Origin of the sequence: Actinomadura chibensis NBRC 106107, assembly GCF_001552135.1 — a bacterium.
Taxonomy (GTDB): domain Bacteria; phylum Actinomycetota; class Actinomycetes; order Streptosporangiales; family Streptosporangiaceae; genus Spirillospora; species Spirillospora chibensis.
The window spans coordinates 24,498-49,755 of sequence record NZ_BCQP01000047.1 but is presented as its reverse complement, the minus strand read 5'-3'; the positions used below and the strand labels follow the sequence as shown (position 1 = coordinate 49,755).

Genomic DNA, 25,258 nt, shown 5'->3' with positions numbered 1-25,258 from the left:
ATCAGGAGGAACGCGGCGGGCGGATCCCGCGGAACTCCCAGTCCCCACCGAGGACGGTGGACATGACCTCCTCCGACTCGGTGGGCTGGGCGCCGCAGTCGTCCCGGATCGGGACGGGCCCGGCGACGATGTGGTTGCGGAGCCGTCCGAGCCCTTCCGCCTCGACCTCCACCACGTCCCCCGGCTGGACGGGACGCGAGTTGGCGGGCGTCCCGGAGAGCAGCACGTCCCCGGGATAGAGCGTGATGGTGCGGGCGATGTCGGCGACGAGGTAGTGCATGTCCCACTCCATCTCGTCCGTACTGCCGTCCTGGACGAGTTCGCCGTTGACGTACGTCCGCAGGTACTTCCCGTGGAAGTCCCAGTCGGTGACAAGGCCGGGCCCCAGGGGACACAAGGTGTCGGACCCCTTCACGCGCAGCATCGACCCCGCGTCGGTGTCGCGGAAGTCGTGCAGCCCGTAGTCATTGGCGACCGTGTACCCGGCGATGTAGTCCCCGGCCTCCTTCGGCGACACGTTCCGCGCCGTCCGCCCGATGACGATCGCGATCTCGCCCTCGTAGTTGAGGTACTTGCACCGCTCAGGACGAACGACGGCGCCGCCATGCGCGTTCAGCGCAGAGATCGGCTTGTGGAAGTACGTAGGAGCGGACGGCAGCCTCGTCTGGAACTCCTCGACGCGGCTCCGGTGGTTGAGGTGCACCGCCACGACCTTGGACGGCTCGCAGGGCGGCAGATGCACGGCGTCGTCGACGCCGACGCGCCGTCCGTCCCCGCTGACGAGCTCGTCGCCGTCCCGGACGACGACCGTGGCGGCGCCGTCCAGCAGGATCCGTCGGTACTCGGTCATCGGCTGGTCCATCCGTTCTCGGGGCGGTCGAACCAGATGTGCACCTGGCCGGTTCCGACGGAGTTCTCGTACTCGCTGTAGAGGCGTCCCGGGGCCGTGCAGGCGTGCTCGCCCAGGGCGCCGATCATCATGAGGTAGTGGCCGAAGCGGGCCTCGGGCTTGAAGGTCAGGAACTCCGGCATGGCGTCGAGGACGCGGCCGTGGTCGCCGTCCTTCAGCCACGCGATGCGCTGCTCGTCGGCCGCCCGCGCCTCCGGCGTGAAGATGTGCTCGGGCCCGGACGCCTCGTGGTCGCGGATCACCCGCAGCGGCCAGAACGTGTGCGACAGCGCGCCGGACGCGATCAGCAGCACCCGCCGGTCGGTCGCGGCGACCGCGTCGCCGAGCGCCCGGCCGAGGCGCAGGAAGTCCTCGGTGTCGGCGGTCTGGCACACCCCGATCGACATCCACCGCTTGCCGGGCAGGCCGAGGTAGGGGTCGTCGCGGACGCCGAGGTGCGTCCACAGGTTCACGGTCGCGTAGAAGATCGGCAGGTAGGGGTCGTCGATCGGGGTGATGTACGTGCCGTGCTTGTCGGCGTACCGGGCGACCGCCCGCGCCAGCTCGGGGTCGCCGGGGAAGTCGTACGGCATCCGGCACATGCCGCGCGGCAGCTCCTCGGACGTGTACAGCCCGGCGCGCCGCTCCTGCGCGGTGGTGACGAACTCGACGGTCGTCGCCCAGTGCGAGTCGAGGACGACGACGGTGTCGTAGTCGTCCTTCTCGAAGACGTCCAGGCGGAGGCGCTCCAGCCCGGAGACGAGCGTGGTGTCCTCGCCGTTGTTCAGTTCGCGCCGGGTGACCTCGGGGAGCACGATCGTGGGGACGTGCGCGAGGAGTCCCGCGCCGACTACCTCGCCCATGGCGCCGTCACCGTGTTCTTCAGGTCGCAGTAGAAGTCGAAGCTCCAGTCGCCGCCCTCGCGTCCCATCCCGGACTGCCGGGACCCGCCGAACGGGGCCTTCAGGTCGCGGACGAAGAAGCAGTTGACCCAGACCGTCCCGGCGACGAGCCGCTCGGTGACGCGCCGCGCGCGCTCCGGGTCGCCCGTGGCGAGCGTGGCGGCGAGCCCGAACCGGGTGCCGTTCGCCATGGCGACGGCCTCGTCCTCGGTGTCGAACGTCTGGAGCGTGAGGACGGGCCCGAAGACCTCCTCGGTCAGGATCTCGGCGCCGTCGGGCGCGCCCGTGAAGAGCGTGGGCCGGTAGTACAGCCCGCCCAGCTCCTCGTTGGGACCGCCGCCGATGAGGGCTCGCGCCCCGTCCGCCTTGGCGCGCTGGACGAAGCCGTCGACGCGTTCGAGGTGGCGGCGGTGGATCTGCGGGCCGATGTCGGTGGCCTCGTCGCGCGGGTCGCCCTGCACGATCCGCCCGGCCTTCTCCAGGAAGCGCGCGGTGAACTCGTCCGCGATGGACGACTCGACGAGCAGCCGGGTCGCGGCGAGGCAGACCTGCCCGGCGTTGTCGTACTGCTCGACCGCCAGGTCGACGGCGAGGTCGAGGTCGGCGTCGGCGAAGACCAGCAGCGGCGACTTGCCGCCGAGCTCCAGCGACAGCGGCGTCAGGTTGGGCGCCGCGGCGGCGGCGATCGTCCGGGCCGTGGGGACCGACCCGGTGAAGCTGATCCGCCGGACGTCCGGATGCGCGGTCAGCGGGCCGCCGACCTCCGCGCCGTAGCCCTGGACGACGTTGAACACCCCGTCCGGCAGCCCGGCCTCGGCGGCGATGTCGGCGAGCAGCGACGCGGTCAGCGGCGTCCACTCGGCGGGCTTCAGCACGACCGTGTTCCCGGCCGCCAGCGCGGGCGCGATCTTCCACGTCGCGAGCATCAGCGGAGCGTTCCACGGGGTGATGAGCGCGCACACGCCCGCCGGGTCCCAGCTGACGTGGTTGGTGTGCCCGCGCGTCTCGAAGTCGTCGTGCCCGAGCCTGAGCAGCCAGTCCGCGAAGAACCGGAAGTTGTGCGCGACCCGCGGCATCACGCCGCGCCGGTGCGACCGGATCAGCGCGCCGTTGTCGGCCGTCTCGACCTGGGCGAGCTCCTCGATCCGCTTCTCCACGCCGTCGGCGACGGCGTGCAGCAGCCGGGCGCGCTCGTCCCGGCTCGTCCGGGCCCAGGCCGGGAAGGCGCGGCGGGCGGCGGCGACCGCCGCGTCCACCTCGGCCGCCCCGCCCCGCGCGATCTCGGCGAGCGGCGTCTCCCCGATCGGCGAGACGTCGGTGAACGTCCCCGCCGACCGGACGCGCTCGCCGCCGATCCAGTGCCCGGGGTCGACGGCGACCCCCGCGACGGTTGCCATCGCTCCACCTCCACTTTGTTTGGTCCCAAATAATCTAGGAAGCGGGGGTGCGATGGTCAAGCCGCGGCGACTACTGTTCGGGATCAAACGAAATTTCGAGGAGGGCCTGTGAACGACGTCCCGTACGAGGAGTGGCGCGCCCGCGCCGCCGGGCTCGTCCCGTACACCGGGCACCACATCGGCGGCGAGTTCACCGGCACCGGCACGACACCGGTCGTCTCGCCCCGGGACGGCAGGGCGATCGCGCGCGTGGCGTCCGCCGGGACGGCCGAGGTCGACGCGGCCGTCGCCGCCGCCCGCGCCGCCTTCGACACCGGCCCCTGGCCCCGCCTCTCCCCCGCCGAGCGCAAGGCCGCCCTGCTCCGCTGGGCCGACCTGGTCGAGCGCGACCGCGCGACGCTCGCCCTCCTCATCAGCCTGGAGATGGGCAAGCCGATCACCGAGGCGTACGGGATCGAGCTGCGCGCCGTGCTCAACTGCCTGCGCTGGTACGCCGAGGCCGCCGACAAGCAACTGGACGAGTCGCCGCGCACCGCCTCCTCGTCGCTGGCGCTCGTCACCCGGGAGCCGGTCGGCGTCGTCGCGGCGGTCGTCCCGTGGAACTTCCCGCTGACGATGGCCGCGTGGAAGCTCGCCCCGGCCCTCGCCGCCGGGTGCGCGGTCGTCCTCAAGCCCGCCGAGGAGTCGCCGCTGTCGGCGCTGCACCTGGCCGCGCTCGCCACCGAGGCGGGGCTGCCGCCCGGCGCGTTCAACGTCGTCAACGGCCCCGGCGAGGTGGCCGGACGCGCGCTCGGCGAGCACCCGGGCGTCGACGTCCTCGCCTTCACCGGCTCGACGGAGGTCGGACGCCACTTCCTCCGCTACGCCGCCGACTCCAACCTGAAGCGCGTGTGGCTGGAACTCGGCGGGAAGTCGCCGAACATCATCCTGCCGGACGCCCCCGACCTGGACGCCGCCGCCGACACCGCCGCGTGGGGCATCTTCTTCAACGCGGGCGAGATGTGCACGGCGCCGTCGCGGCTCCTCGTCCACCGCTCGATCGCCGCGAGGGTCGTGGACCGCGTCGTCGCCCGCGCCGAGTCGCTGCGCACCGGCGACCCGCTCGACCCGGCCACCGAGATGGGCCCGCTGGTCTCCGCCACGCACCACTCCCGCGTCCTCTCCCACATCAGGGCCGCGCAGTCGGACGGCGCCCGCCTGCGCACGGGCGCACGGGTGGACGGGCGCTTCATCTCCCCCACGGTGTTCGACCAGGTGAAACCCGGAATGCGGGTGGCGCGGGAGGAGATATTCGGGCCCGTCCTCGCCGTGCTGGAATTCGACGACGTGGACGAGGCCGTCGCGCTCGCCAACGACACCGACTACGGCCTGGCCGCCGCCGTCTGGACGACGGACCTGTCCACCGCGCACCGCGTCTCGCGCGCCCTCCGCGCCGGGACGGTCTGGGTCAACTGCTACGAGGAAGGCGACATGAGCGTCCCCTTCGGCGGCGTCAAGCAATCGGGCCACGGACGCGACAAGTCCCTCCACGCCCTCGACAAGTACACCGACCTGAAGACCACGTGGATCGAACTGTGACCCGCCCGCTGATCGCTCTTCCGGCTCGCTTCTCCGAGTCGGCGTCCGCGCTGCGCTATCGGGCCGAGGTCGCCGCCCGCGCCCTGGTGGAGGCGGTGTTCCGGGCGGGCGGCGAGCCGTTCGTGATGCATCCGGCGGCGCCGTTCGACGCGTCCCGGCTGGCCCGCTGCGACGGCGTCCTGCTGCCGGGCGGCGGCGACCTGCACCCGCGCCACTACGGCGAGAAGACCGAGCACGAAGCCCTTTACGACGTCGACGACGAGCAGGACGAGTTCGACCTCGCGCTCGCCGCCCACGTCCTGGAGGCGGGCGTCCCGACCCTCGCGATCTGCCGGGGACTCCAGATCGTCAACACCGTCCTCGGCGGGACGCTCAACCAGCACATGCCGCGCGACCACCGGCACAAGGTGCATTCGGTGACGGTGAAGCCGGGCACCCTGCTGGCCAAGACCCTGGACACGGAGGAGACCGCCGCGTCCTGCTACCACCACCAGTCGATAGCGTCCCTGGCCCCCGCCCTGACCCCGACGGCGTTCGGGTTCGACGGGACGATCGAGGGCGCGGAACTGGCGGAACCCGGGCAGTGGTTCCTGGCCGTCCAGTGGCATCCCGAGGACACGGCCGCCACCGACCGGACCCAGCAGGCGCTGTTCACCGCCCTGGTGCAGGCTTCCGCCCGTTCGTCCGCTCAAGGAAGGCGTCGATGAGGGCGAAGGTGCGGCGGGTCGATTCGGCCTCGTCCCGCTGAACCTCGGCCAGCACCGCGTCCGGGTCGATGCCCCGGGCGCGCATGAGCGCGGCGGCGCCGTGCGCCGCCCAGAGCCCGAACTCCTCGGCCGTGATCTCGGGATGGAACTGCACGCCCATGGACCGTCCGAGGACGAAGGCCTGCGAGGACACGGCGCTGCGCGCGACCTCCACGGCGCCCGGCGGCAGGACCCACCGGTCGAAGTGGAACTGGAACCAGGGGCCGGGGCCGACGATCGACGGGTCGTCCGTTTCGACGTCCACCCAGCCCATCTCGGGGCTCGGCGACCGCTCCACGCGGCCGCCGAGCGCCGCCGCGAGCGCCTGGCCGCCGAAGCAGACCCCGAAGACCGGGACCCCGGCGCGGTGCGCGGCGGCGAGCATCCGCAGCTCGGGCCCGACCCACGACGCGACCGCCGGGTCGTACACCGACCAGGGCGCGCCCATCGGGACGATCAGATCCCATTCCTCCGGATCGGGAAAGTCGAAGGTCACGTCCGGTGTGTGCTGCCGCTCCTCGGGCACCACCATGAGCTCGGCGACCTCGTACCCGTGATGGGCCAGCCGCTCCCCGACCGGCCCGGACGGCGACACATGATCATGCTGTACCAGCAACGCGCGCACGGCACCCCCTCCCGGACCAAATCGTAAGCCCCCAAACGACTTTTCCGTACCCGGTACACCGCGATGCGCGCGGTGGCCGTTCCATGACATGCTGTCACCGAATCAGGGCGACCCGGAACAGGAAAGCGCCGAAAAGGGAAGCGGAGCACATGGCGGACAGCACCGCGGCGGGCCCCGCCGAGCGGACCGTCCCCGGTCCGTGCGGGCGGGCCAGGCAGTGCCTGCGGCACTGGATCGTCGCGCGGACCCTCGGTGCCCTGTTCACGGTCACGGCGGCGGGCGTGCTCGCGGCCCTGCTCGCCGGGTACCTGCCGCGCCGCCGACGCGGCACCCGGCGGCTGCGCCGCCACCGCCCCTGGCACCGCGCGCCTGGCCCCGGCGAACCCGCCCCCTGACCCCACACCCGCGCGCCGTCTCAGGGCTTGCGGAACAGCAGGTGGCCCGAGGGGACGCGCTCGCCCTCCATGGCCGCGCGGCCGACGCGGCACACCTCCACAAGACCCGTCTCGGCGAGCAGGACGGCCATCGGCTCCAGCGGCCAGAGGTGGGCGGGCGCGACCCGGTGGTCGTGCGGCAGCGGCCGGTCCCCGCCGCAGGACTGGAACCCGATCAGCAGGTGCCCGCCGGGGACGAGCACCCGGTGCAGCTCGGCGAAGACCTGCGGCAGGTCGGCCGGGGCGGTGTGGATCGTCGAGTACCAGGCGAGGACGCCACCGACGCTCTCGTCCGCGAGGTCGAGCGCCGCCATCGTCCCGACGTCGAACCGCAGGCCGGGGTGCTCGGCGCGGGCCAGCTCGATCATCTCCGGCGACAGGTCGATCCCGAACGCGTCCAGGCCCAGCGACACCAGGTGGCCGGTCAGCCGCCCCGGCCCGCAGCCGAGGTCGGCGACGGGGCCGAGGCCCCGGACGAGGTCGGCGAACGCCGCGAGCATGGCGCGGTCCAGCGGCATGTCGGCGAGGGCGTCGCGGAACGTGTCGGCGTAGAGCCGGGCGACGGCGTCATACGCCTCGCGCGTGGCGGATTCGGTCATGATCCCGCACGGTAGCGCGCCTGCCGGGACGCCGCCGTGCCCGGCGCGAGGCCGGCCAGCTCGCGTCCGACGGCGGCCGCCGCGCGGCGGCAGAACGGCTCCGGCTCGTCGGCGGCGTCGGGGCGCTCGTCCACGAGGACGTCGGCGAACCCGTCGCGGAGCAGGTCCGCCGCCCGGACGCCCTGCGCCGCCGCCAGCTCGTCCGCGCGGGCCGGGGTGCGGTGGACGATCAGCGACGCCCCCTCCGGCGGCAGCGGCGACAGCCAGCCGTGCCGCGCCACGAGGACCCGGTCGGCGGGCAGCAGGGCGAGCGCCGCGCCGCCCGTCCCCTCGCCGAGCAGCAGGCACAGCGTCGGCGCGGGCAGCGTGACGAGGTCGGCGAGGCAGCGCGCGATCTCCCCGGCGAGGCCGCCCTCCTCCGCCTCGGCCGACAGCGCGGCGCCCGGCGTGTCCACGACGGTGACCAGCGGCAGGCCGAGCTCGGCGGCGAGCCGCATGCCGCGCCGCGCGACCCGCAGCCCGGCCGGGCCGAGCGGGTGCCCGGCGCGCTGGCCGGCCCGGTCCTGGCCGACGAGGACGCACGGCGCCGCGCCGAACCGGGCGAGCGCGAGGACGATCCCCCGGTCGGCCTCCCCCTCGCCGGTGCCCGACAGGGGCGTGACGTCCGCCGCGCCGTGCCGCAGCAGGTCGCGGACGCCGGGACGGTCCGGACGCCGCGACCGCTCGATCGACTCCCACGCCCCGGTCTCCGGCGGAGCGGCCGGGACGGTCCGCGCGGGCGCGGCGGCGGCGGGCGGAGGGGCGCCGCACAGGACGTCCAGCGCGCGGGCCGCCACCCCGCCCAGGTCGTCGACGCCGACCACGGCGTCCAGCAGCCCCTTCGCGGCGAGGTTCTCGGCGACCTGCACGCCCGGCGGGAACGGCTCGCCGCGCAGCCCCTCGTACACGCGCGGCCCGAGGAACCCGATCAGCGCGCCCGGCTCGGCCGCCGTGACGTGCCCGAGCGACCCCCACGACGCGAACACTCCCCCGGTCGTCGGATGCCGCAGGTAGACGAGATAGGGCAGCCCCGCCGCGCGGTGCGCCGTGACGGCGGCGGTGATGCGCGCCATCTGCACGAACGCGGCCGTGCCCTCCTGCATGCGGGTCCCGCCGGACGACGGCGCGGCGAGCAGCGGCAGCCGCTCGGCGGCGGCGCGCTCGACGGCGGCGACGATCCGGTCGGCGGTGGCGAGCCCGATCGACCCGGCGAGGAAGCCGAACTCCGACACGACGAACGCGACGCGGCGGCCGCGCAGCCGCCCCTCCCCGGTGAGGACGGCCTCGTCGCAGCCGCTGCGCTCGCGGGCGGCGGCGAGGTCCCGGCCGTAGGGCGAGCCGGGCTCGGGCCCGGCGCGGGGCGGGACGTCCCAGGACGTCCACCGGCCGCCGTCGAGCACGCGGCGCAGCAGCCCGCGCGCGCCGACCCGTTCCGTCACGTGCTCCATCATGACCGTGAGGGCTGGTCAGGAGCCGTCCGGGGTGGACACTGGAGGCACCGTGGCAGAAGGGACGTCGCCGTGTCCGATGAAAGCGCCGTGTCCGAGGAGGGCAACGCGGAGATCTGCTTCGCGTCCGCCCGCGAGCTGGCCCGCCGGATCCGCGCGCGCGAGCTGTCCGCGCGGGAGGTCGTGCGCGCGCACCTCGACCAGATCGAGCGGACGAACCCGCGGGTCAACGCGATCGTCACGCTGGTCGCCGAGCGCGCGCTCGACCAGGCGCGGGACGCCGACGAGCGGCTCGCCCGGGGCGCGGCCCCCGGTCCGCTGCACGGCCTGCCCGTCGCGCACAAGGACACGCACGCCACCGCCGGGATCCGCACGACGTCCGGCTCGCCGATCTTCGCCGACCACGTCCCGGACGCCGACGACCTGGTGATCGAGCGGATCCGCGCCGCCGGGGCGATCACGCTCGGCAAGACCAACGTCCCGGAGTTCGCCGCCGGGTCGCACACGTTCAACCCGGTGTTCGGCGTGACCCGCAACCCCTACGACCCGTCGCGGTCGGCGGGCGGCAGCAGCGGCGGCGCCGCGGCCGCGCTGGCGTGCGGCATGCACCCGGTGGCGGACGGCAGCGACATGGGCGGCTCGCTGCGCAACCCCGCGTCGTTCTGCAACGTCGTCGGGTTCCGCCCGTCGCCGGGACGGGTGCCGTCCTGGCCGGTGCCCGCCGGGTGGGCGACGATGGGCGTGCAGGGCCCGATGGCGCGGACCGTGGCCGACGCGGCGCTGCTGCTGTCCGTCCTCGCGGGCCCCGACCCGCGCAGCCCGATCGCGCTGGAGACGCCGGGCCCGGCGTTCGCCGTCCCGCTCGACCGCGACCTCGCCGGGCTGCGCGTCGCCTGGTCCCCCGACCTCGGCGGGACGGTCCCCGTCGACCCCGCCGTGACGGGCGTCCTCGAACCGGCGGTGAAGGTGTTCGAGGACCTGGGCTGCGCGGTCGAGGAGGCGTGCCCCGACCTGTCCGGCGCGGACGAGGTCTTCCGGACGCTCCGCGCCTGGCACTGGGACGTCGCCCTCGGCCCCCTCCTGGACGAGCGGCGCGCCGACTTCAAGCCGTCCCTCGCCGCCAACATCGAGGCCGGACGCGTCCTGTCCGGCTCCGACATCGGGCGCGCCGAAGCCCTGCACACCGCGCTGTTCCACCGCGTGCGGGAGTTCTTCGGACGGTACGACGCGCTCCTCCTCCCGGTCAGCCAGGTCCCGCCGTTCGACGCCGGGATCGAGTACCCGGACGAGGTCGCCGGGCACCCCATGCCCGACTACCTCGAATGGATGCGGTCGTGCTTCCTCGTCTCGGCGACCGGCTGCCCCGCGCTGTCGGTGCCCGCCGGGTTCACCGGGGACGGCCTCCCGGTCGGGCTCCAGATCGTCGGCCCGCACCGGGCGGACCTCGACGTCCTGCGGATCGGGCACGCGTTCGAGCGGGCCACCCGGCACGGCGCCCGCCGCCCGCCGCTCGCCTGAGCCCGTGCCCGCCCTCGCGACGGGGCTCAGCCGTCGTCCAGCGGGAGGCGCAGGACGAACCGCGCCCCCTTGTCGCTGTCGGCGGCGACGAGCGTCCCGCCGTGCGCGCGGGCGATGTCGCGGGAGATCGTCAGGCCGAGCCCGGTGCCGCCCGGGTCGCGGCCCCGGCCCTCGGCGAGCCGCTGGAACCGCCAGAAGACGCGCTCGCGGTCCTCGGGGGCGATGCCGACGCCGTCGTCCAGGATCTCCAGGACGGCGTCGCCGCCGTCCACCGCGACCGTCACCCACACCCGCGACGCGGCGTGCCGCTCGGCGTTGTCGAGCAGGTTCGTCAGCAGCCGGACGAGATGGTGCGGGGTGGCGCTCACCATGACCCCGTCGGGCGCGCGCACCTCGATCGGGACGCGCCGGGCCCGCCGCCCCGTCTCCGCCCGGACCAGCTCGCCGAGGTCCACCCGCTCCCGCGCGACGTGCACGCCCGCGCCGAGCTTGGCGAGGATCAGCAGGTCGCTGACGATCCCCTGGAGCCGGTCGGCGTCGGCGAGCGCCGCGCGGGCGACGGCGGGCCAGTCCTCGTCCTCGGGGTGTTCGAGCGCGACCTCGAGCTGGGCGCGGAGGCCGGTGAGCGGGCTGCGCAGTTCGTGCGAGACGTCCGCGACGAAGCCGCGCTGCCGGGTGAGGACGGCCTCCAGCCTGCCCAGCGTCACGTTCACCGACTCCGCCAGCTCGGACACCTCGTCCTTCGGGCCCGGCACGGTGACCCGGCGGCCCGCGCCGCGTCCGGTGATCTCGGCCAGTTCGCCGCTCATCACCCGCACCGGGCGCAGCGCCCGCCGCACCGACAGCGACACGATCCAGGCGAGCGCCACCGTCGCGATCACCACCAGTCCGGTGAGCAGCCCGACGAGCAGGCCCCGGTACCGGACGAACAGCGTGCTGGGCGCGCCCACGTGCACGATCCGCCAGCCGCCGGGCGAGCGCACCTTCTCGGAGACGACGTACACGACGCCCTTCCCCGGGATCTCGATCGTGCGGGCCTCGGGATGCCCCGGCCTGCGCGGCGGCGGGACGTCCAGCGGCCCGTGCCCGCTCAGCGAGTCGCTCGACGCGACGAGCGCGCCCTCCTCGCTCACCACCTGGAGGAGGGTGAACTCGGTGTCCTGGACAGGCAGCGTCCCGTGCGGGTCGGTGCTGTGCACGAGCGTGCTGAGGTCCGTGACGACGAAGTCGCCCCGCTCGTGCAGCCCGCCGTACACGACGCCGCGGACGGCCTCGTAGAAGATGACGGCGCCGACCGTGAGCAGGAGCGCCACGACGAGGGTCGCGGCCGCGGTCACGCGGGTCCGCAGCGACCAGCGCGACGGCGACAGCACGCCCCGGAATCTCCGCACCCCGGCGTCCCTCCCCCTTCCGGCACGCGCGGTCCGCGCGCGGCGCCGGGCGCCGCGCCCGTCCAGCGCGCGTCCAGCGCCCGGGGGGTTGAACGCAGAACTGGTTGTTACCTGGTCATTGCCCGCCGAAACATGGCCGCACGCTGGGCGGACGTCCCGGCCCGCCCGGTGTGGCGCCCCGGTGCACACGGCGTTGCGCGGGCATGGCCGCCACATTTCCGGACGATCCGCCGCCCCTGCGAATGGCGCGTTCCAGCGGACGGTCCGCGCACTTCCTGGAAGATCACGCCATAATCCGCCGCCGAACGGGGATGGACGGGACTGCGGGAGAGACACCGGGTGCCCGCGGAGACGTCAGAGACCGCGGGAACACCGGAGCCGGAGGCCCCGGAGGACGCCGGGAGCCCCGGGAACGGAACGTCGGAGACGAAACGTCGGGAACGGAGCCACGGGAGCGGGCATGGACGGAGACATCAGGCCGCTCGAACCCGCCGACCCGCGCGAGGTCGGCGGCCACACGCTGCTCGGCCGCCTCGGCACCGGCGGCATGGGGACGGTCTACCTCGGCGCCGACCCGGTGTCCGGCGGGCGCGTCGCCGTGAAGACCATCCATCCGCACCTCGCGGGCGACCCGTCCTACCGCCGCCGCTTCAAGGACGAGGCGTACCTCGCCGGGCGCGTCGCCTCGTTCTGCACGGCGCGGGTCCTCGCGCACGGCGAGGAGGACGGCCGCCCCTACCTCGTCACCGAGTACGTGGGCGGCATCTCGCTGCACGACCGGCTCGTCGACGACGGCCCGCTGCCCGCCGCCGACCTGCACGGCGTGGCCGTCGGCGTCGCGTCCGCGCTCGCCGCGATCCACGCGGCCGGACTCGTGCACCGCGACCTGAAGCCCGCCAACGTGATGCTCACGCTGTCCGGCTGCCGGGTCATCGACTTCGGGATCGCGCGGAGCCAGGACATGCCCGGCGCGACCGCGGCGACCGGCAAGGTCCTCGGCACGCCCGGCTGGATGGCGCCCGAGGTGCTCATCGGCGGGCCCGCGACCCCGGCCGCCGACGTGTTCGCGTGGGGCTGCCTCGTCGCGCACGCCGGGACGGGGCGCATGCCCATCGGCGGCGACCCGGCCACGCTGCGCACCGGGGCCGACGAGCCGGACCTGTCCGGGCTACCGGAGCCGCTCGTCCCGGCGGTGCGGTGGGCGCTGGCGCGCGATCCCGCGGACCGTCCGCCCGCGTCGGACCTGCTGCTCGCGCTCGTCGCGCAGCCGCCGGTCGGCGTCGGGGCGGCGGCGCGTCCGGCGCCCGCGGCGGCCGTGGCGGCGGGCGGGGTGGAGATCGCCGTGCCGCGGCGGCCGCGCCCGGCGCCCTCGCCCGCGTTCCCGCGCCCGCCCGCCGATCCGGTGGAGACGCCGACCAAGGCGTTCACGCCGCTCGGGTGGGCGGTGACCGGGCCGTCGTCGCGGACGCGGCTGCTCGCGGGCCTCGGCGCCGCCGCCGGGAGCGTACTGATCGGCGCCATCCTCGTCGGCCGCGCCCAAGGCCGGACCGACCAGCGCTCGCGCCGCTAGCGCCGCCGGTCGGTCAGGTGCGCCAGATCACGACGAGGGCGCAGTCGTCGTCGCGGGCCGCCGCCATCGTCTCGACCAGCTCCCGCGCGCCGCTGCCGAAGCCCTGCGGGACGAGCCGCTCCGCCTCGCCGAGCAGCCGGTCGATGCCCGCGTCGAGGTCGCTGCCCGGCGACTCGACCAGCCCGTCGGTGTAGAGCAGGAGCGCGTCGCCGGGGCGGAGCGTCCCGTGCTCGGGCACGCACCGCAGGTCGGGGACGACGCCGAGCACCACGCCCTTCGCCGAGCTGACCTGCCAGACGCCGCTGCCCGCGTCGAACTGCACGGCGGGCGGATGGCCCGCCGACTCCACCGTGTACTCGCCGGTCTTCAGGTCGACGACGACGTGGACGGCGGTGACGAAGCCCTCGTCCCACCGCTGGCGCTGGAGGTAGACGTTGCACGCGGGCAGGAAGCGATCAGGCTGGACCGATCCAAGCAGCCCTCCGAACGCACCGGACAGCATGAGCGCTCTCGTCCCCGCGTCGGTGCCCTTCCCGGACACGTCGACGAGCGCCACTTCAAGCGTCCCGCCGTCGCAGGTCGACACGACGAAGTCGCCGCCGAACGACGACCCGCCCGCCTGCAGCAGGACGACCTGCGAGCCCCAGCCGTCCGGCAGCTCGGGCAGCTCGCCCTGCCGCTTCAGCCGGTCGCGCAGCTCCAGCAGCATCGAGTCGCCGCGCAGCCCCTGGACGCCGAGCTTCTGCCGGGTGCGGGCGAGGCTGAGCGCGAGCACCGCGGTGATCGTCAGCGTGGCGATCATGCCGGGGCCGATCGCGGCGACGTCCTGCGAGGCGTTGTAGGCCGCCATCGCCACGACGACGCCGAGCAGCGCGAGCAGGGCGCGGACCTTCAGCAGCAGCCCGCCGCCGAGCACGATCAGGACCAGCGCGCCGGACGGGGCGAGACCGCGCGAGTCGCTGGAGGTGGCGAGCCCGATCGCGATCGCGGCGGCCGCCAGCCCGGCGAACATGTACCGCTCCCTGGTGAGCTTGCCCCTCCGGAGCCAGCGATACAGCAGCACCAGGATCGGGATCCTGCGCAGCACGGCTCGCAGCCTCGGCGGAAGGACGTGCACCAGTCGTTGAAGCATTACTCCGGCACTGTACCGACCAAACACGTCCGGGGGCCCGCATCCGGGGCACCGGCGGGGCCTTGCAACGGTCCAGCCTCCTATGATCCTGGTTACCTGCGTTCTTCGAGGGAGCGGCACATGGGGCAGCCCGGCATGCGGATCACGGTGGACGCGGCGATGCGGGCGCGGGACGTGTCCCGGCCGAGGCCCGAGGGCGGTGAGCAGCCACCCCCCGCCGCGCAGCCGCCCGGAGCCGGTGACCCGGCGCCGGGGGCCGGACGGCGGACGAAGGCGGCCAAGAACGAGCGGCGCCGCCTCGGCAAACGCGGCGGCGCGCCCCGCAGGCCGTCCGCGGACGGCGGCTAGCCCCGGCGCGCCGCCGGGTCCCGGAGCCTGCCACAATCGGGCCCATGCGCGTGTTTCTTGGAACCGACCATGCAGGCTTCGAGCTGAAGGAGCACCTGGTCTCCTGGCTGAAGGAGAACGGGCACGAGGCCGTCGACTGCGGCGCGTTCGGGTACGACGCCGCGGACGACTACCCGCCGTTCGTCCTGCGCGCCGCCGCGCGGACGGCCGCGGAGCCCGGCACGCTCGGCGTCGTGATCGGCGGTTCCGGGAACGGCGAGGCGATCGCGGCCAACAAGGTGAAGGGCGTCCGCGCCGCGCTGGTCTGGAACGAGGACACCGCGCGCCTCGCCCGCGAGCACAACGACGCGAACGTCATCAGCATCGGCGCCCGGCAGCACGACCTCGCGACCGCGACCCGGTTCCTGGAGCTGTTCGTCGGCACCGCCTACTCCGGCGAGCCGCGGCACACCCGCCGGATCGAGATGCTCTCCGAGTACGAGCGCACCGGCGAGCTACCGCCGCTGCCCGACGAGGCCTGACCGGCGCCGACCGCCCTCCCCGGGTCTACTCGTCGCGCTGGCGGTCGATCCGGGTGCGGTCGGCGAGGTCGAGGTCGTCGTCGTCCCGCTCCGGGGTGTCCTCGGGCGGGTCGGCGGGCGCGTCGGACCGCTCGGCCGCGGTCTCGGGCTCGGCCGGCTCCTCCTCGTCCGCCGCGGGCTCCGGCGCGGGCGCCTGCGGGGCGGGCTGAGCGGCGGGCTGGGCGGGCTGCTGCGGCGGGACGGGCGGCGCGCCGAACTGCTGCGGCGCGGGCGCTCCCGGCTGCTGCTGCGGCGGCGCGGCCGCGACGCCCCACGGCGGCTGCTGCCCCTGCGGCTGGCCCTGCGGCGGGACGTACGGCACCGCCGACGGATGCGGCGGCATCTGCTGCTGCGGCGGCATCTGCTGGGGCATGGGCTGCTGGTGCATCTGCTGCTGCGGCATCTGCGGGCCGGGCTGCTGCGGGACGTACGGCTGCTGCTGCCCGCCGTACGGCTGCTGCGGGTGCTGCGGAGGCTGCATCCCCTGCTGCATTCCCTGCTGGGCGCCGTAGGGCTGCCCGCCGCCCCCGTACGGCTGCTGGACGCCCGGCGTCCGCGGCCGGGACATGAGGAAGCCGCCCACCGCGCCGAGCCCGGCGATCCAGCCGAACGCGAAGCCGGACGAGACGCCCTGGCTGATGGACGAGAAGATCGCCTCCGACGCGGACCTGAGGTCGAGCGTCCAGTACAGCAGGGGGCCGAAGACGAGCCCGCCGATCCCGGCCGCGACGATCGCGGCCCACCAGCCGACGATCAGCGCGCCGAGCGGGCCGCGGTTCGGGTCGAGGATCCGCCCGGCCGCCGCGACGAGCGCCGCCAGCAGGACGAAGAACAGCAGGGTGGTGAAGTCCACGGCGAGGACGAACGTCCACTTCGACCCGTCGGCCGGGGTGAACCGCCAGGCCAGCGCGTGCGACCACGAGACGAGCGGGCCGATGCCCTCGTTGTACCTGAAGTCGCTGTCCCTGATGGCGTCGACGACCCACTGGTTGTCGAAGAGGAGAGCGAATACGGCGACGGGGAGCACGGCGCCGCCCGCCATCATGAGGATCCGGCGCATCGTCATGGTCGAAGGGTAGTGCCGATCACCCGCCGCCGGTAGGCGTTCGTCACCCCGCGTAGGCGACCGGGAACCGGAACCCCGGATCGACCTGCGCTTCGAGGTTCTCGCCCGTCGCCCGGTTCGCCCAGCTCCGCGCGTTCTTGACGTGGAACTCGACGGCCTGGCGCTGGAACTTGTCCCAGTCCTTGGCGCGGGAGTCGACCTCGGCGCGCATGCGGTCGAGGGCGGCGGCGTTGGCGTCCTCCAGCGGGACGCCCGCGCGGCCCTGCTCCACGGCGCGGACGGCGGCGGACTGCCCGACCCACGTCAGCAGGTCGTCCCCGACGTGCTCGCGGAGGTAGGCGACGTCGTCCTCGGACTGGACCTTGTTGCCGACGACGCGGATGGCGACGTCGTAGTCGCGGGCGTACTCGGTGTACTGCCGGTAGACGCCGACGCCCTTGCGGGTGGGCTCGGCGACCAGGAACATCAGGTCGAACCGCGTGAACAGCCCGGACGCGAACGTGTCGGCGCCCGCGGTCATGTCGACGACGACGTACTCGCCGGGACCGTCGACGAGGTGGTTGAGGTACAGCTCGACCGCGCCCGTCTTGGAGTGGTAGCAGGCGACGCCGAGGTCGTCGTCGTTGAACGGCCCGGTGGCGAGCAGCGTGATGCCGCCGACCTCCTGGCCCGCCGCGTGGACCGGGTCGTCCCCGCGGAAGCGGAGCAGCCGCGAGCCCTCGCCCGGCGGGGTCGTCTTGACCATGGCGGACGCCGAGGAGATGCGCGGGTTGTCGCCGCGCAGGTGCTCCTTGATCTCGGTGAGCCGGTCGCCCAGGGCGGGGACCTTGGCGGCGCGGTCCTCGTCGAGGCCGAGCGCGACGCCGAGGTGCTGGTTGATGTCGGCGTCGACGGCCACCACGGGAAGCCCGCGCCCGGCGAGGTGCCGGACGAACAGCGACGACAGGGTGGTCTTGCCGCTGCCGCCCTTTCCCACGAACGCAACCTTCACGAAAACCCCATTTCGGAAATGAAAACCGTAACCGTTGTTCCTTCGGGGTCACGAGTCTGGCAAGCCCGGGAGTCCGCGCGCAAGCGGAAACCCCGAACCGAAAATTCACCCGGTGTGAGCACCCGCCGCGAACGCCGTGCGAGGCGGCCGGAGCCCTGTGAACAGGCCGGTTCCCCACCGCGCGTCCGCCGCCGCGGCGCGGCCGGGAGCGGGGACGCCGACGAATCGGCCACGGCGAGCAACCCCGGCGCGGCCTCGCGGGTGTCATAGGTGTGGAAACAGAAGAAGCGGTAGCCCGCGGGTCGGGCCCCGGGGGCGAGGACGGTCCGGCGGCCATGCTCACCGCGCTGTTCGCCGACCATCACGTGTCCCTCGTGCGGCTGGCACTGCTCGTCGTCGGCGACCGGCCTACGGCCGAGGACGTCGTCCAGGACGTGTTCGCCGCCATGCACGCCAGGCTGGACCGGCTGCGCGACCACGACCGGATGCTGCCCTACGCGCGCCGCGCCGTGGTCAACAGGTGCCGCACCGTCCTGCGGCGGCGGAAGCTCGCGGGGCGCCTGCACCGCCACTACGAGCCGCCCGTCTGGTCGGCCGAGTCCGCCGCGCTGCTCGGCGAGGAGCACCGGGAGGTGCTGGCCGCCCTGCGGACGCTGCCGGACCGCCAGCGCGAGGTCCTGGTCCTGCGGTTCTACCTCGGCCTGGACGAGGCGCAGATCGCCGAGGCCGCCGGGATCTCCCGCGGCACCGTGAAGTCGACGTCGGCGCGGGCGCTGGCCGCGCTCGCCGGCAGGTTGGAGGAGCGACGGTGAACGAGATCGAGGAACGGCTCGGGCGGGCGCTGGACGCCGCGGCCGCGACGGTGCGGCCGGAGGACCTCAGACCGCTGTCGACGCCGGAGGCCGCGCCGTCCCGCCGCAGGACGGCCCGCACCTGGGCGCCGGTCGCCGCCGTGCTCATGGTCGCCATGGTCGTGGCCGGCGCCGTGCTGGTCACCGGGCGACGCGGCGAGGCGCCGGACACGCGCCCCGTCTCGGCGGCGACGCGCTACCTGCTCGCGCTGCCCCCCTCCGAGGGTCCGAACGTCCACGACCGGGCCCGGATCATCGACCCGTCCACGGGACGCTCGCTGCAGGAGGTGTCCACCCCGCGCGGCGTGGGCCGCTGGTCGGCGGCGGCGGGCACCGCGGGCAACCGGACCTTCTTCCTGCTCGGCACCCCCGAGGACGGCGCGGACGGGCCGGACCGCCTGTACCGCCTGCGCGTCGACGACCGGGGCCGCACCGTCGCGCTCGACCCGCTGCCCGGCGGCGACCTCCCCGGCGGGTCCGTCGGGCGCCTGACCGCCTCCGCCGACGGCGGCACCCTCGCGTTCACGGTCGACGCGGGCAAGGGGCCGGACCGTCCGGGCGTCGCCCTGACGGTGCAGAAGGTCGCGAGCGGGCACCGCAGGGCCTGGGACCTGACGGGGTACGCCGAGTACCTGTCCTTGAGCGCGGACGGCCGCCGACTGGCCCTCGCCTGGTTCTCCTCGCCCCGCGGCGACGGCGTCCGGGTGCTGGACACCGGCACGCTCCCCGGGGACACGGCCTCCTGGGGCCGTCCCGCCGTGCCCGTCCCCGGCCCGCTGGACGAGGTGCGGAACCTGTGGCTGCGGTCGGACGGGCGGAGCCTCCTCGTGGAGTCCGCGCGGGCGTCGCGCGCCAGGCTCGTGGAGGTGTCCCCCGCCACCGGCGCGGTCACCGGCACGGTGCTGGAGCGGGCGGCGTTCACCCTCTCCTGCCGCTCCGCCGACGGCCGCCACCTGCTGCTCGGGACCGGTACCGCGCTGGAGTGGCTCGATCTGCGGAGCGGGCGCGCCGTGGCCGTCCACGACACGGGGAACGTCCTGAACAGGGAGATCGTCTGCTGATCGCGGCCGTCCCCCGGGATCAGCGGACGGCGGCCGCCGGGTCGAAGCCGAACGGCAGCTCCAGCCGGTGCGCGGCGAGCAGGTCGGCGTCGGTCAGCAGGTCCCGGGTCGGACGGTCCGCGGCGATGACGCCGCCGGACAGGATGACCGAGCGCGGGCACAGCTCGGCCGCGTAGGGCAGGTCGTGCGTGACCATGAGGACGGTCACGTCCAGGCCGAGGAGGATCTCGGCGAGCTCGCGGCGGCTCGCCGGGTCGAGGTTGGAGGACGGCTCGTCCAGCACGAGGATCTCCGGCTCCATCGCGAGGACGGTCGCGACGGCGACGCGGCGGCGCTGCCCGAACGACAGGTGCTGCGGCGGGCGGTCGGCGACGTCCAGCATGCCGACGCGGGTCAGCGCGTCCCGGACCCGGCGGTCCAGCTCGGCGCCGCGCAGGCCGAGGTTCGCGGGGCCGAACCCGACGTCCTCGCGGACGGTCGGCATGAAGAGCTGGTCGTCGGGGTCCTGGAAGACGATGCCGACGCGGCGGCGGATCTCCCGCAGCGTCTTCTTGTCCTTGGCGTCGACGGGCAGCCCGCCGACCCGCACCGCGCCGAGGCCGCCGTGCAGGATGCCGTTCAGGTGCAGGACGAGCGTCGTCTTCCCGGCCCCGTTCGGCCCGAGGAGGGCGACGCGCTCGCCGCGCCCGATCGTCAGGTCGACGCCGTAGAGCGCCTGCGTGCCGTCGGGATAGGCGTAGGCGAGGCCCGTCACCTCCAGCGACGGCGGCGCTTGCGCGGTCATGGCACCATCCAAGCAGCCAGCGTCACGAGGGCGGCGGCGAGGGGCAGCGCGGCGGCGGCCGTCCACTGGGCGGCGGACGCGCCGACGTCGTGCGTGACGGGCATCCGCCCGTCGTAACCCCGGCTCAGCATGGCCAGGTGGACGCGCTCGCCCCGCTCGTACGAGCGCAGGAACAGCGCGCCGACCGACTTCGCCAGCACCCGCGTGGCGCGGACGTCGCGGGCCTCGAAGCCGCGCGACGCCCGCGCGACCTTCATCCGGCCGAGCTCGGCGGCGACGACGTCGCCGTAGCGCAGCATGAACGTCGCGATCTGCGTGATGAGCTGCGGCATGCGCAGCCGCTCGATGCCGAGGAGCAGCAGCCGGGGCTCGGTGGTCGCGGCGAGCAGGATCGACGCGACGACGCCGAGCGTCCCCTTGGCGAGGATGTTCCAGGCGCCCCACAGGCCGCTCTCGCTGAGCCGCAGCCCCAGCACGCTGATCTTGTCCCCGTTCGCGACGAACGGCATGAGGAACGCGAACGCGACGAACGGCACCTCGATCACGACGCGGCGCGCGACCGTCCGGAACGGGACGCGGGCCGTCGCGGCGACGACCGCCAGCAGCACCGCGTACACGCCGAACGCCCAGACCCGTTCCCGGGGCGTGGCGACGACCAGCAGCACGAACGCGAGGACGGCGACGAGCTTGCACTGCGGCGGCAGGCGGTGCACCGGCGACGTGCCGGGCACGTACAGCCGGTGCGCGTGCCCGGCGCCCATCAGCCCTTCCGGGACGGCTCGGCCGGGGCCTCAGCCTGCTCCGCAGCGGCGGCGGCGCCGCGCCGCCGGACGGCCCAGAACAGCCCCCCACCGACCAGCAGGACGGCCCCGACGCCGATCACGCCGGACAGTCCGCCGGACAGCCGCGCGTCGTCGATCCCCTTGACGCCGTAGTCGCCGAGCGGCGAGTCCTTGAGGGAGTGGTCCTTCTCCTTGGCGGAGATGCCCTTGTCGGACGCGACCTTCTCCAGCCCGTCCGGGTCGCCGCTCGCGTAGTAGCTGACGATCCCGGCGAGGATGAGCGAGACGATCAGGAACCCGGCGAAGAACCTCTTGGTGGTCATCGAATCGCTCCTCTCAGGCCCGCGACGGCTCGGCCGGTCCGTCGGCGGGACGGGCGGCGGTGCGCAGCTCCAGCGGCCTGATCAGCCCGCGCGCCCCGTGCACGAGGTCCGGCCGGACGGCGAGCACGCTCGACACCGTCACCGCGGTGATCACGGCCTCGCCGACGCCGATCAGCACGTGCACGCCGATCATCGCGGCGGCGACCTTGCCGAGCGACACGTCCGCCGTCCCGCCGAGGGCGTAGATCAGCGTGAACATGACGGCGGCGGCGGGCACCGAGACGACGGCGGCGGCGAACGAGGCCCCCGCGACGGAGGCCCGCGTCTTCGGCAGCACGCGCACCAGCAGCCGGAACAGCCCGTACCCGACGACGACCGTGGCCAGCGCCATCGTGGTGATGTTGACGCCGAGCGCGGTGAGGCCGCCGTCGGCGAACAGCAGCGCCTGCATGAGCAGGACGACCGACACGCACAGGATGCCCGTGTAGGGCCCGACGAGGATCGCGGCGAGCGTCCCGCCGAGCAGATGCCCGCTCGTCCCGGACGCGACCGGGAAGTTGAGCATCTGCGCGGCGAACACGAACGCGGCGGTCAGCCCGGCGAGCGGCGCCGTGCGGTCGTCCAGCTCCCGCCTGGCGCCGCGCAGCGCGATCCCCACCCCGACGACCGCGACCGCCCCGGCCGCGACCGACACCGGCGCGTCGATGAATCCGTCCGGTACGTGCATGCTTCACCGCCCCTACCCGTTTTCGATAGGACCAGTTTGAAGGCATCGCCGTGGTAGTTGCAACTAAGTCGCAACTACCTGACCGTGGCGGCACCCTCCGGCGCCCCGGCGGGGACTCCCGGTCAGTCGAAGATCGGGTCCCGGGTGCGGGTCCGCTTGAGCTCGAAGAACCCGTCGGTCGACGCGACCGCGAGGACGCCGTCGAAGAGCTTGACGGCCGCCTCGCCGCGCGGGATCGGGGTGACGACCGGGCCGAAGAACGCGTGGCCCTCGACCTCGATCACCGGGGTGCCGACCTCCTGGCCGACCCGGTCGATGCCGTCCTTGTGCGACGCGCGGACCGCCTCGTCGAAGTCGGTCGACTCGGCGGCGGCGAGCGACGGGTCGAGCCCGGCCGCGCTCAGCGACGCCTCCAGGAACTCCCGGTCGAACTTCTGCCGCTCATGGTGGCGGCGGGTGCCCATCTCCGTGTAGAGGCGTCCTAGCACCTCGGAGCCGTACTTCTGCTCGGCGGCGATGCAGACGCGCACCGGCTTCCACGCGTCCTTGAGCCCGCGGCGGTAGTCCTCTGGGACGTCCTTGTCCTCGTTGAGGACGGCGAGGCTCATCACATGCCAGCGCACGTCGATCGGGCGCTGCCGCTCCACCTCCAGGATCCAGCGGGACGTGATCCACGCCCACGGGCAGAGGGGGTCGAACCAGAAGTCCACCGGCGTGCGCGCGTCGGTCGTCAACGTCAGCCTCCTTGGCCTGTACCAGGTACGTGAATGCGACAACCGGGGGCCGCCCGTCCTGATTCCCTGCCGCGCGAAGCCCCCAAGACCGTGGCGGGACGGGCCGTATCGCCGTCCGGTTGGTAGACATGGGGGCACCAGACGATAAAGCCGACCGAGGAGTTCATGTGGCAGGCAACCTCACGCGCGACGAGGCGCGGGACAGGGCCCGGCTGCTCGCCGTCGAGTCGTACGAGGTCGAGTTGGACCTGACGACGGGCAGTGAGCGGTTCGGCTCCACCACGGTGGTGCGGTTCGCGAGCGCCGAGACCGGCGCGTCGACGTTCATCGACCTGCACGGCGCCGTCGTGCGGGAGGTGACGCTGAACGGGAACGCGCTGGACCCGGCGTCCTACGACGCGGAGAAGGGCCGCGTCCCGCTGCCCGGCCTCGCCGCGGACAACGAGCTCCGGGTCGTGGCCGACTGCGCCTACTCGCGCTCGGGTGAGGGCCTGCACCGGTTCGTGGACCCGGTCGACGACAGCGTCTACCTGTACACGCAGTTCGAGACGGCCGACGCGCACCGGATGTACACCTGCTTCGACCAGCCCGACCTCAAGGCGACCTTCGAGCTGACCGTCAAGGCCCCGGAGGGCTGGGAGGTCGTGACGAACGAGGCCCCCAAGGCCCACGGGGGGTCTGGGGGGGCGTCCCCCCAGAAGGACGGCGAGTCGGTCGAGGGCGGGACGTGGCGGTTCGCGCCCACGCCGAAGATCTCCACCTACATCACGGCGCTCATCGCGGGGCCGTACCACGTCGTCCGGGACGAGTACCGCCGCGCGGACGGCACCGCCATCCCGCTCGGCGTGTACTGCCGGGCGTCGCTCGCCGAGCACCTCGACGCGGACGCGATCGTCGACGTCACCCGGCAGGGCTTCGCCTACTTCGAGCGCGTGTTCGGCCGCCCGTACCCGTTCGCCAAGTACGACCAGCTCTTCGTCCCCGAGTTCAACGCGGGCGCGATGGAGAACGCGGGGGCGGTGACCTTCCTGGAGGATTACGTCTTCCGTTCGAGGGTCACGGACGCGGCGTACGAGCGCCGCGCCGAGACGATCCTGCACGAGATGGCCCACATGTGGTTCGGCGACCTCGTCACCATGCGCTGGTGGGACGACCTATGGCTGAACGAGTCGTTCGCCACGTACATGAGCGTCCTGTGCCAGGCCGAGGCCACCAAGTGGAAGGGCTCGTGGACGACGTTCGCGAACCTGGAGAAGGCGTGGGCGTACCGGCAGGACCAGCTCCCGTCCACGCACCCGATCGCCGCCGACATCCCCGACATCCGCGCGGTCGAGGTGAACTTCGACGGGATCACCTACGCCAAGGGCGCGTCCGTGCTGAAGCAGCTCGTGGCGTACGTCGGCCTCGACAACTTCCTGGAGGGGGTGCGGGGCTACTTCGACCGGCACGCGTGGGGCAACACCGTCCTGACGGACCTGCTGGGCGCGCTTGAGGAGAGGTCCGGTCGCGACCTCGCCGCGTGGTCGAAGGAGTGGCTGGAGACCGCCGGGGTCAACACCATGCGCCCCGAGTACGAGGTCGACGCCGACGGGAACTTCACGTCGTTCACCGTCCTGCAGGAGGCGAAGGCCGACTACCCGACGCTGCGCTCGCACCGCCTCGCCATCGGGCTCTACGACCGGACGGACGAGGGCATCGTCCGGCGCGAGCGCGTCGAGCTGGACGTGGTCGGCGCCCGTACCGACGTGCCGCAGCTCGTCGGGCGCAAGCGGCCGGACCTCGTCCTGGTCAACGACGACGACCTCACCTACGCCAAGATCCGGCTGGACGAGCACTCGCGGCGGACGCTGATCGAGCACATCGGCGAGATCAGGGAGAGCCTCCCCCGGGCGCTGTGCTGGTCGGCGGCGTGGGACATGACGCGCGACGCCGAGATGGCGACCCGCGACTACATCCGGCTGGTCGCGAAGGGCGTCAGCGGCGTCACCGACATCTCGGTCACGCAGACGCTGCTGCGGCAGGCGCGGACGGCCGTCCAGCAGTACGCCGACCCGGGGTGGCGCGAGGAGGGCCTCGCGCTGCTCGCCGACACCCTGTCGGAGCTGGCCCGGCGCGCCGAGCCCGGCTCGGACTTCCAGCTCGCCTACACGCAGGCGTTCGCGGCGTCGGCGGTGTCCGACGAGCACCTGGCGTTCGTCCAGGGCCTGCTGGACGGCTCCCAGGTCCTCGACGGCCTCACCGTCGACACCGACCTGCGCTGGTCGCTGCTGCGCCGCCTCGTCATCACCGGGCGGGCGGGCCGGGCGGAGATCGACGCCGAGCACGAGCGCGACCGGACGGCCGCGGGCGAGCGGCACGCCGCCGCGTGCGCGGCCGCGATCCCGTCCGCCGAGGCCAAGTCCGCCGCGTGGGAGAAGATCGTGTCCGGCGACCTGCCGAACGCGGTGTACCGGGCGACGCTCGGCGGGTTCGTCGAGCCCGACCAGGCCGCGCTGCTCGTCCCCTACGTCGACCGGTACTTCGCCGAGGTCGGACGGGTGTGGAAGGAGTGGACCAGCGACATGTCCCAGACGTTCGCCGAGGCCGCCTACCCCTTCCTCGTGATCGAGCAGTCCACGATCGACCGCACCGAGGCGTACCTGGCCGACGAGAAGCCGCCGCCCGCGCTCGCCCGGCTGCTGTCGGAGGGGCGCGACGGGGTGGCCCGCGCGCTGCGCGCCCGCGCGAAGGACGCCGCCGCGGGCTGACCCCGGCCTGACCCGG

25 protein-coding genes are annotated in these 25,258 nt (G+C 74.1%); 10 read left to right on the top strand and 15 right to left on the bottom strand.

Going from position 1 to position 25,258, the window contains the following annotated elements:
* Position 1: 1 nt before the first annotated feature.
* Genes ACH01S_RS26615 through ACH01S_RS26605 form a run of 3 tightly spaced genes read right to left on the bottom strand, consistent with a single transcriptional unit; the run spans position 2 to position 3,188 of the window.
* Positions 2–850 carry a fumarylacetoacetate hydrolase family protein gene (locus ACH01S_RS26615; RefSeq protein WP_067897236.1) on the bottom strand — a complete coding sequence of 283 codons (849 nt, stop codon included), beginning with the start codon at positions 848–850 and terminating at the stop codon, positions 2–4.
* Positions 847–1,752, bottom strand: a complete 906-nt coding sequence (locus ACH01S_RS26610) for a DODA-type extradiol aromatic ring-opening family dioxygenase (RefSeq protein ID WP_067897124.1) — start codon at positions 1,750–1,752, stop codon at positions 847–849. The genes ACH01S_RS26615 and ACH01S_RS26610 overlap by 4 nt, the downstream gene beginning before the upstream one ends.
* Positions 1,740–3,188: an aldehyde dehydrogenase gene (locus tag ACH01S_RS26605; protein WP_067897123.1), complete on the bottom strand. Its 1,449-nt coding sequence runs from the start codon at positions 3,186–3,188 to the stop codon at positions 1,740–1,742. Before ACH01S_RS26605 ends, ACH01S_RS26610 begins: the two co-directional genes overlap by 13 nt.
* Positions 3,189–3,296: 108 nt before the next feature.
* Here ACH01S_RS26605 and ACH01S_RS26600 point away from each other — a divergent pair, with 108 nt between their 5' ends.
* Together ACH01S_RS26600 and ACH01S_RS26595 are read left to right on the top strand one after the other, a co-directional pair.
* Positions 3,297–4,766 carry an aldehyde dehydrogenase family protein gene (locus ACH01S_RS26600; RefSeq protein WP_067897121.1) on the top strand — a complete coding sequence of 490 codons (1,470 nt, stop codon included), beginning with the start codon at positions 3,297–3,299 and terminating at the stop codon, positions 4,764–4,766.
* Complete coding sequence (locus tag ACH01S_RS26595; RefSeq protein ID WP_067897118.1) at positions 4,763–5,473, top strand: gamma-glutamyl-gamma-aminobutyrate hydrolase family protein; 711 nt, start codon at positions 4,763–4,765, stop codon at positions 5,471–5,473. Before ACH01S_RS26600 ends, ACH01S_RS26595 begins: the two co-directional genes overlap by 4 nt.
* Here ACH01S_RS26595 and ACH01S_RS26590 read toward each other — a convergent pair.
* The gene (locus ACH01S_RS26590) at positions 5,418–6,137 is read right to left on the bottom strand and encodes a type 1 glutamine amidotransferase (RefSeq protein ID WP_067897110.1); all 720 of its coding nucleotides are present in this window, start codon (positions 6,135–6,137) and stop codon (positions 5,418–5,420) included. The two genes, ACH01S_RS26595 and ACH01S_RS26590, sit on opposite strands and share 56 nt — an antisense overlap.
* A gap of 149 nt (positions 6,138–6,286) precedes the next feature.
* On the opposite strand from ACH01S_RS26590, the gene ACH01S_RS26585 reads away from it, so the two are divergent.
* Positions 6,287–6,532, top strand: coding sequence for a hypothetical protein (locus ACH01S_RS26585; protein WP_067897107.1), 246 nt, complete (start codon positions 6,287–6,289; stop codon positions 6,530–6,532).
* A gap of 20 nt (positions 6,533–6,552) precedes the next feature.
* Here the strand turns inward: ACH01S_RS26585 and ACH01S_RS26580 are convergent, their stop codons facing one another.
* Together ACH01S_RS26580 and ACH01S_RS26575 are read right to left on the bottom strand one after the other, a co-directional pair.
* Positions 6,553–7,170 carry a class I SAM-dependent methyltransferase gene (locus ACH01S_RS26580; protein WP_067897104.1) on the bottom strand — a complete coding sequence of 206 codons (618 nt, stop codon included), beginning with the start codon at positions 7,168–7,170 and terminating at the stop codon, positions 6,553–6,555.
* Positions 7,167–8,657: a carboxyl transferase domain-containing protein gene (locus ACH01S_RS26575; protein WP_148344753.1), complete on the bottom strand. Its 1,491-nt coding sequence runs from the start codon at positions 8,655–8,657 to the stop codon at positions 7,167–7,169. The genes ACH01S_RS26580 and ACH01S_RS26575 overlap by 4 nt, the downstream gene beginning before the upstream one ends.
* A 72-nt stretch (positions 8,658–8,729) precedes the next feature.
* On the opposite strand from ACH01S_RS26575, the gene ACH01S_RS26570 reads away from it, so the two are divergent.
* Positions 8,730–10,175, top strand: a complete 1,446-nt coding sequence (locus tag ACH01S_RS26570) for an amidase (RefSeq protein WP_148344752.1) — start codon at positions 8,730–8,732, stop codon at positions 10,173–10,175.
* A 26-nt stretch (positions 10,176–10,201) separates the two neighbouring features.
* Here ACH01S_RS26570 and ACH01S_RS26565 read toward each other — a convergent pair whose 3' ends face one another.
* Complete coding sequence (locus ACH01S_RS26565; RefSeq protein ID WP_169809358.1) at positions 10,202–11,566, bottom strand: sensor histidine kinase; 1,365 nt, start codon at positions 11,564–11,566, stop codon at positions 10,202–10,204.
* Positions 11,567–12,026: 460 nt separating this feature from the next.
* Here ACH01S_RS26565 and ACH01S_RS26560 point away from each other — a divergent pair, with 460 nt between their 5' ends.
* On the top strand, positions 12,027–13,136 hold the full coding sequence (locus ACH01S_RS26560) for a serine/threonine-protein kinase (RefSeq protein ID WP_067897094.1): 1,110 nt from the start codon (positions 12,027–12,029) through the stop codon (positions 13,134–13,136).
* 13 nt (positions 13,137–13,149) lie between these two features.
* On the opposite strand, the gene ACH01S_RS26555 is transcribed toward ACH01S_RS26560, so the two are convergent.
* The gene (locus ACH01S_RS26555) at positions 13,150–14,268 is read right to left on the bottom strand and encodes a PP2C family protein-serine/threonine phosphatase (protein ID WP_067897092.1); all 1,119 of its coding nucleotides are present in this window, start codon (positions 14,266–14,268) and stop codon (positions 13,150–13,152) included.
* 120 nt (positions 14,269–14,388) lie between these two features.
* On the opposite strand from ACH01S_RS26555, the gene ACH01S_RS26550 reads away from it, so the two are divergent.
* Together ACH01S_RS26550 and ACH01S_RS26545 are read left to right on the top strand one after the other, a co-directional pair.
* Positions 14,389–14,616 (top strand): hypothetical protein, encoded by a 228-nt coding sequence (locus ACH01S_RS26550; RefSeq protein WP_067897090.1) that lies wholly within the window; start codon positions 14,389–14,391, stop codon positions 14,614–14,616.
* A gap of 44 nt (positions 14,617–14,660) precedes the next feature.
* Positions 14,661–15,137 carry a ribose-5-phosphate isomerase gene (locus tag ACH01S_RS26545; protein ID WP_067897088.1) on the top strand — a complete coding sequence of 159 codons (477 nt, stop codon included), beginning with the start codon at positions 14,661–14,663 and terminating at the stop codon, positions 15,135–15,137.
* A 25-nt stretch (positions 15,138–15,162) separates the two neighbouring features.
* On the opposite strand, the gene ACH01S_RS26540 is transcribed toward ACH01S_RS26545, so the two are convergent.
* Together ACH01S_RS26540 and ACH01S_RS26535 are read right to left on the bottom strand one after the other, a co-directional pair.
* Complete coding sequence (locus ACH01S_RS26540; RefSeq protein WP_067897085.1) at positions 15,163–16,242, bottom strand: hypothetical protein; 1,080 nt, start codon at positions 16,240–16,242, stop codon at positions 15,163–15,165.
* A 43-nt stretch (positions 16,243–16,285) separates the two neighbouring features.
* A complete protein-coding gene (locus tag ACH01S_RS26535) occupies positions 16,286–17,233 on the bottom strand; it encodes an ATP-binding protein (RefSeq protein ID WP_174564914.1) in 948 nt (315 codons plus the stop codon).
* 335 nt (positions 17,234–17,568) lie between these two features.
* On the opposite strand from ACH01S_RS26535, the gene ACH01S_RS26530 reads away from it, so the two are divergent.
* Positions 17,569–18,045 (top strand): SigE family RNA polymerase sigma factor, encoded by a 477-nt coding sequence (locus ACH01S_RS26530; protein ID WP_067897079.1) that lies wholly within the window; start codon positions 17,569–17,571, stop codon positions 18,043–18,045.
* Positions 18,042–19,145, top strand: a complete 1,104-nt coding sequence (locus ACH01S_RS26525; protein ID WP_067897076.1) for a TolB-like translocation protein — start codon at positions 18,042–18,044, stop codon at positions 19,143–19,145. The genes ACH01S_RS26530 and ACH01S_RS26525 overlap by 4 nt, the downstream gene beginning before the upstream one ends.
* A 19-nt stretch (positions 19,146–19,164) precedes the next feature.
* Here ACH01S_RS26525 and ACH01S_RS26520 read toward each other — a convergent pair whose 3' ends face one another.
* From ACH01S_RS26520 to ACH01S_RS26500, 5 genes are all read right to left on the bottom strand, one after another.
* The gene (locus ACH01S_RS26520; protein ID WP_067897073.1) at positions 19,165–19,929 is read right to left on the bottom strand and encodes an energy-coupling factor ABC transporter ATP-binding protein; all 765 of its coding nucleotides are present in this window, start codon (positions 19,927–19,929) and stop codon (positions 19,165–19,167) included.
* On the bottom strand, positions 19,926–20,690 hold the full coding sequence (cbiQ, locus tag ACH01S_RS26515; RefSeq protein ID WP_067897070.1) for a cobalt ECF transporter T component CbiQ: 765 nt from the start codon (positions 20,688–20,690) through the stop codon (positions 19,926–19,928). The genes ACH01S_RS26520 and cbiQ overlap by 4 nt, the downstream gene beginning before the upstream one ends.
* Complete coding sequence (locus tag ACH01S_RS45475; protein WP_067897067.1) at positions 20,690–21,034, bottom strand: PDGLE domain-containing protein; 345 nt, start codon at positions 21,032–21,034, stop codon at positions 20,690–20,692. Before ACH01S_RS45475 ends, cbiQ begins: the two co-directional genes overlap by 1 nt.
* 13 nt (positions 21,035–21,047) lie before the next feature.
* Positions 21,048–21,761: an energy-coupling factor ABC transporter permease gene (locus ACH01S_RS26505; protein WP_067897064.1), complete on the bottom strand. Its 714-nt coding sequence runs from the start codon at positions 21,759–21,761 to the stop codon at positions 21,048–21,050.
* Between the two features lie 122 nt (positions 21,762–21,883).
* Positions 21,884–22,495 (bottom strand): mycothiol-dependent nitroreductase Rv2466c family protein, encoded by a 612-nt coding sequence (locus ACH01S_RS26500; RefSeq protein WP_067897055.1) that lies wholly within the window; start codon positions 22,493–22,495, stop codon positions 21,884–21,886.
* 167 nt (positions 22,496–22,662) lie between these two features.
* Here ACH01S_RS26500 and pepN point away from each other — a divergent pair, with 167 nt between their 5' ends.
* The gene (gene pepN / locus ACH01S_RS26495; protein ID WP_067897053.1) at positions 22,663–25,242 is read left to right on the top strand and encodes an aminopeptidase N; all 2,580 of its coding nucleotides are present in this window, start codon (positions 22,663–22,665) and stop codon (positions 25,240–25,242) included.
* Positions 25,243–25,258 lie beyond the last annotated feature (16 nt).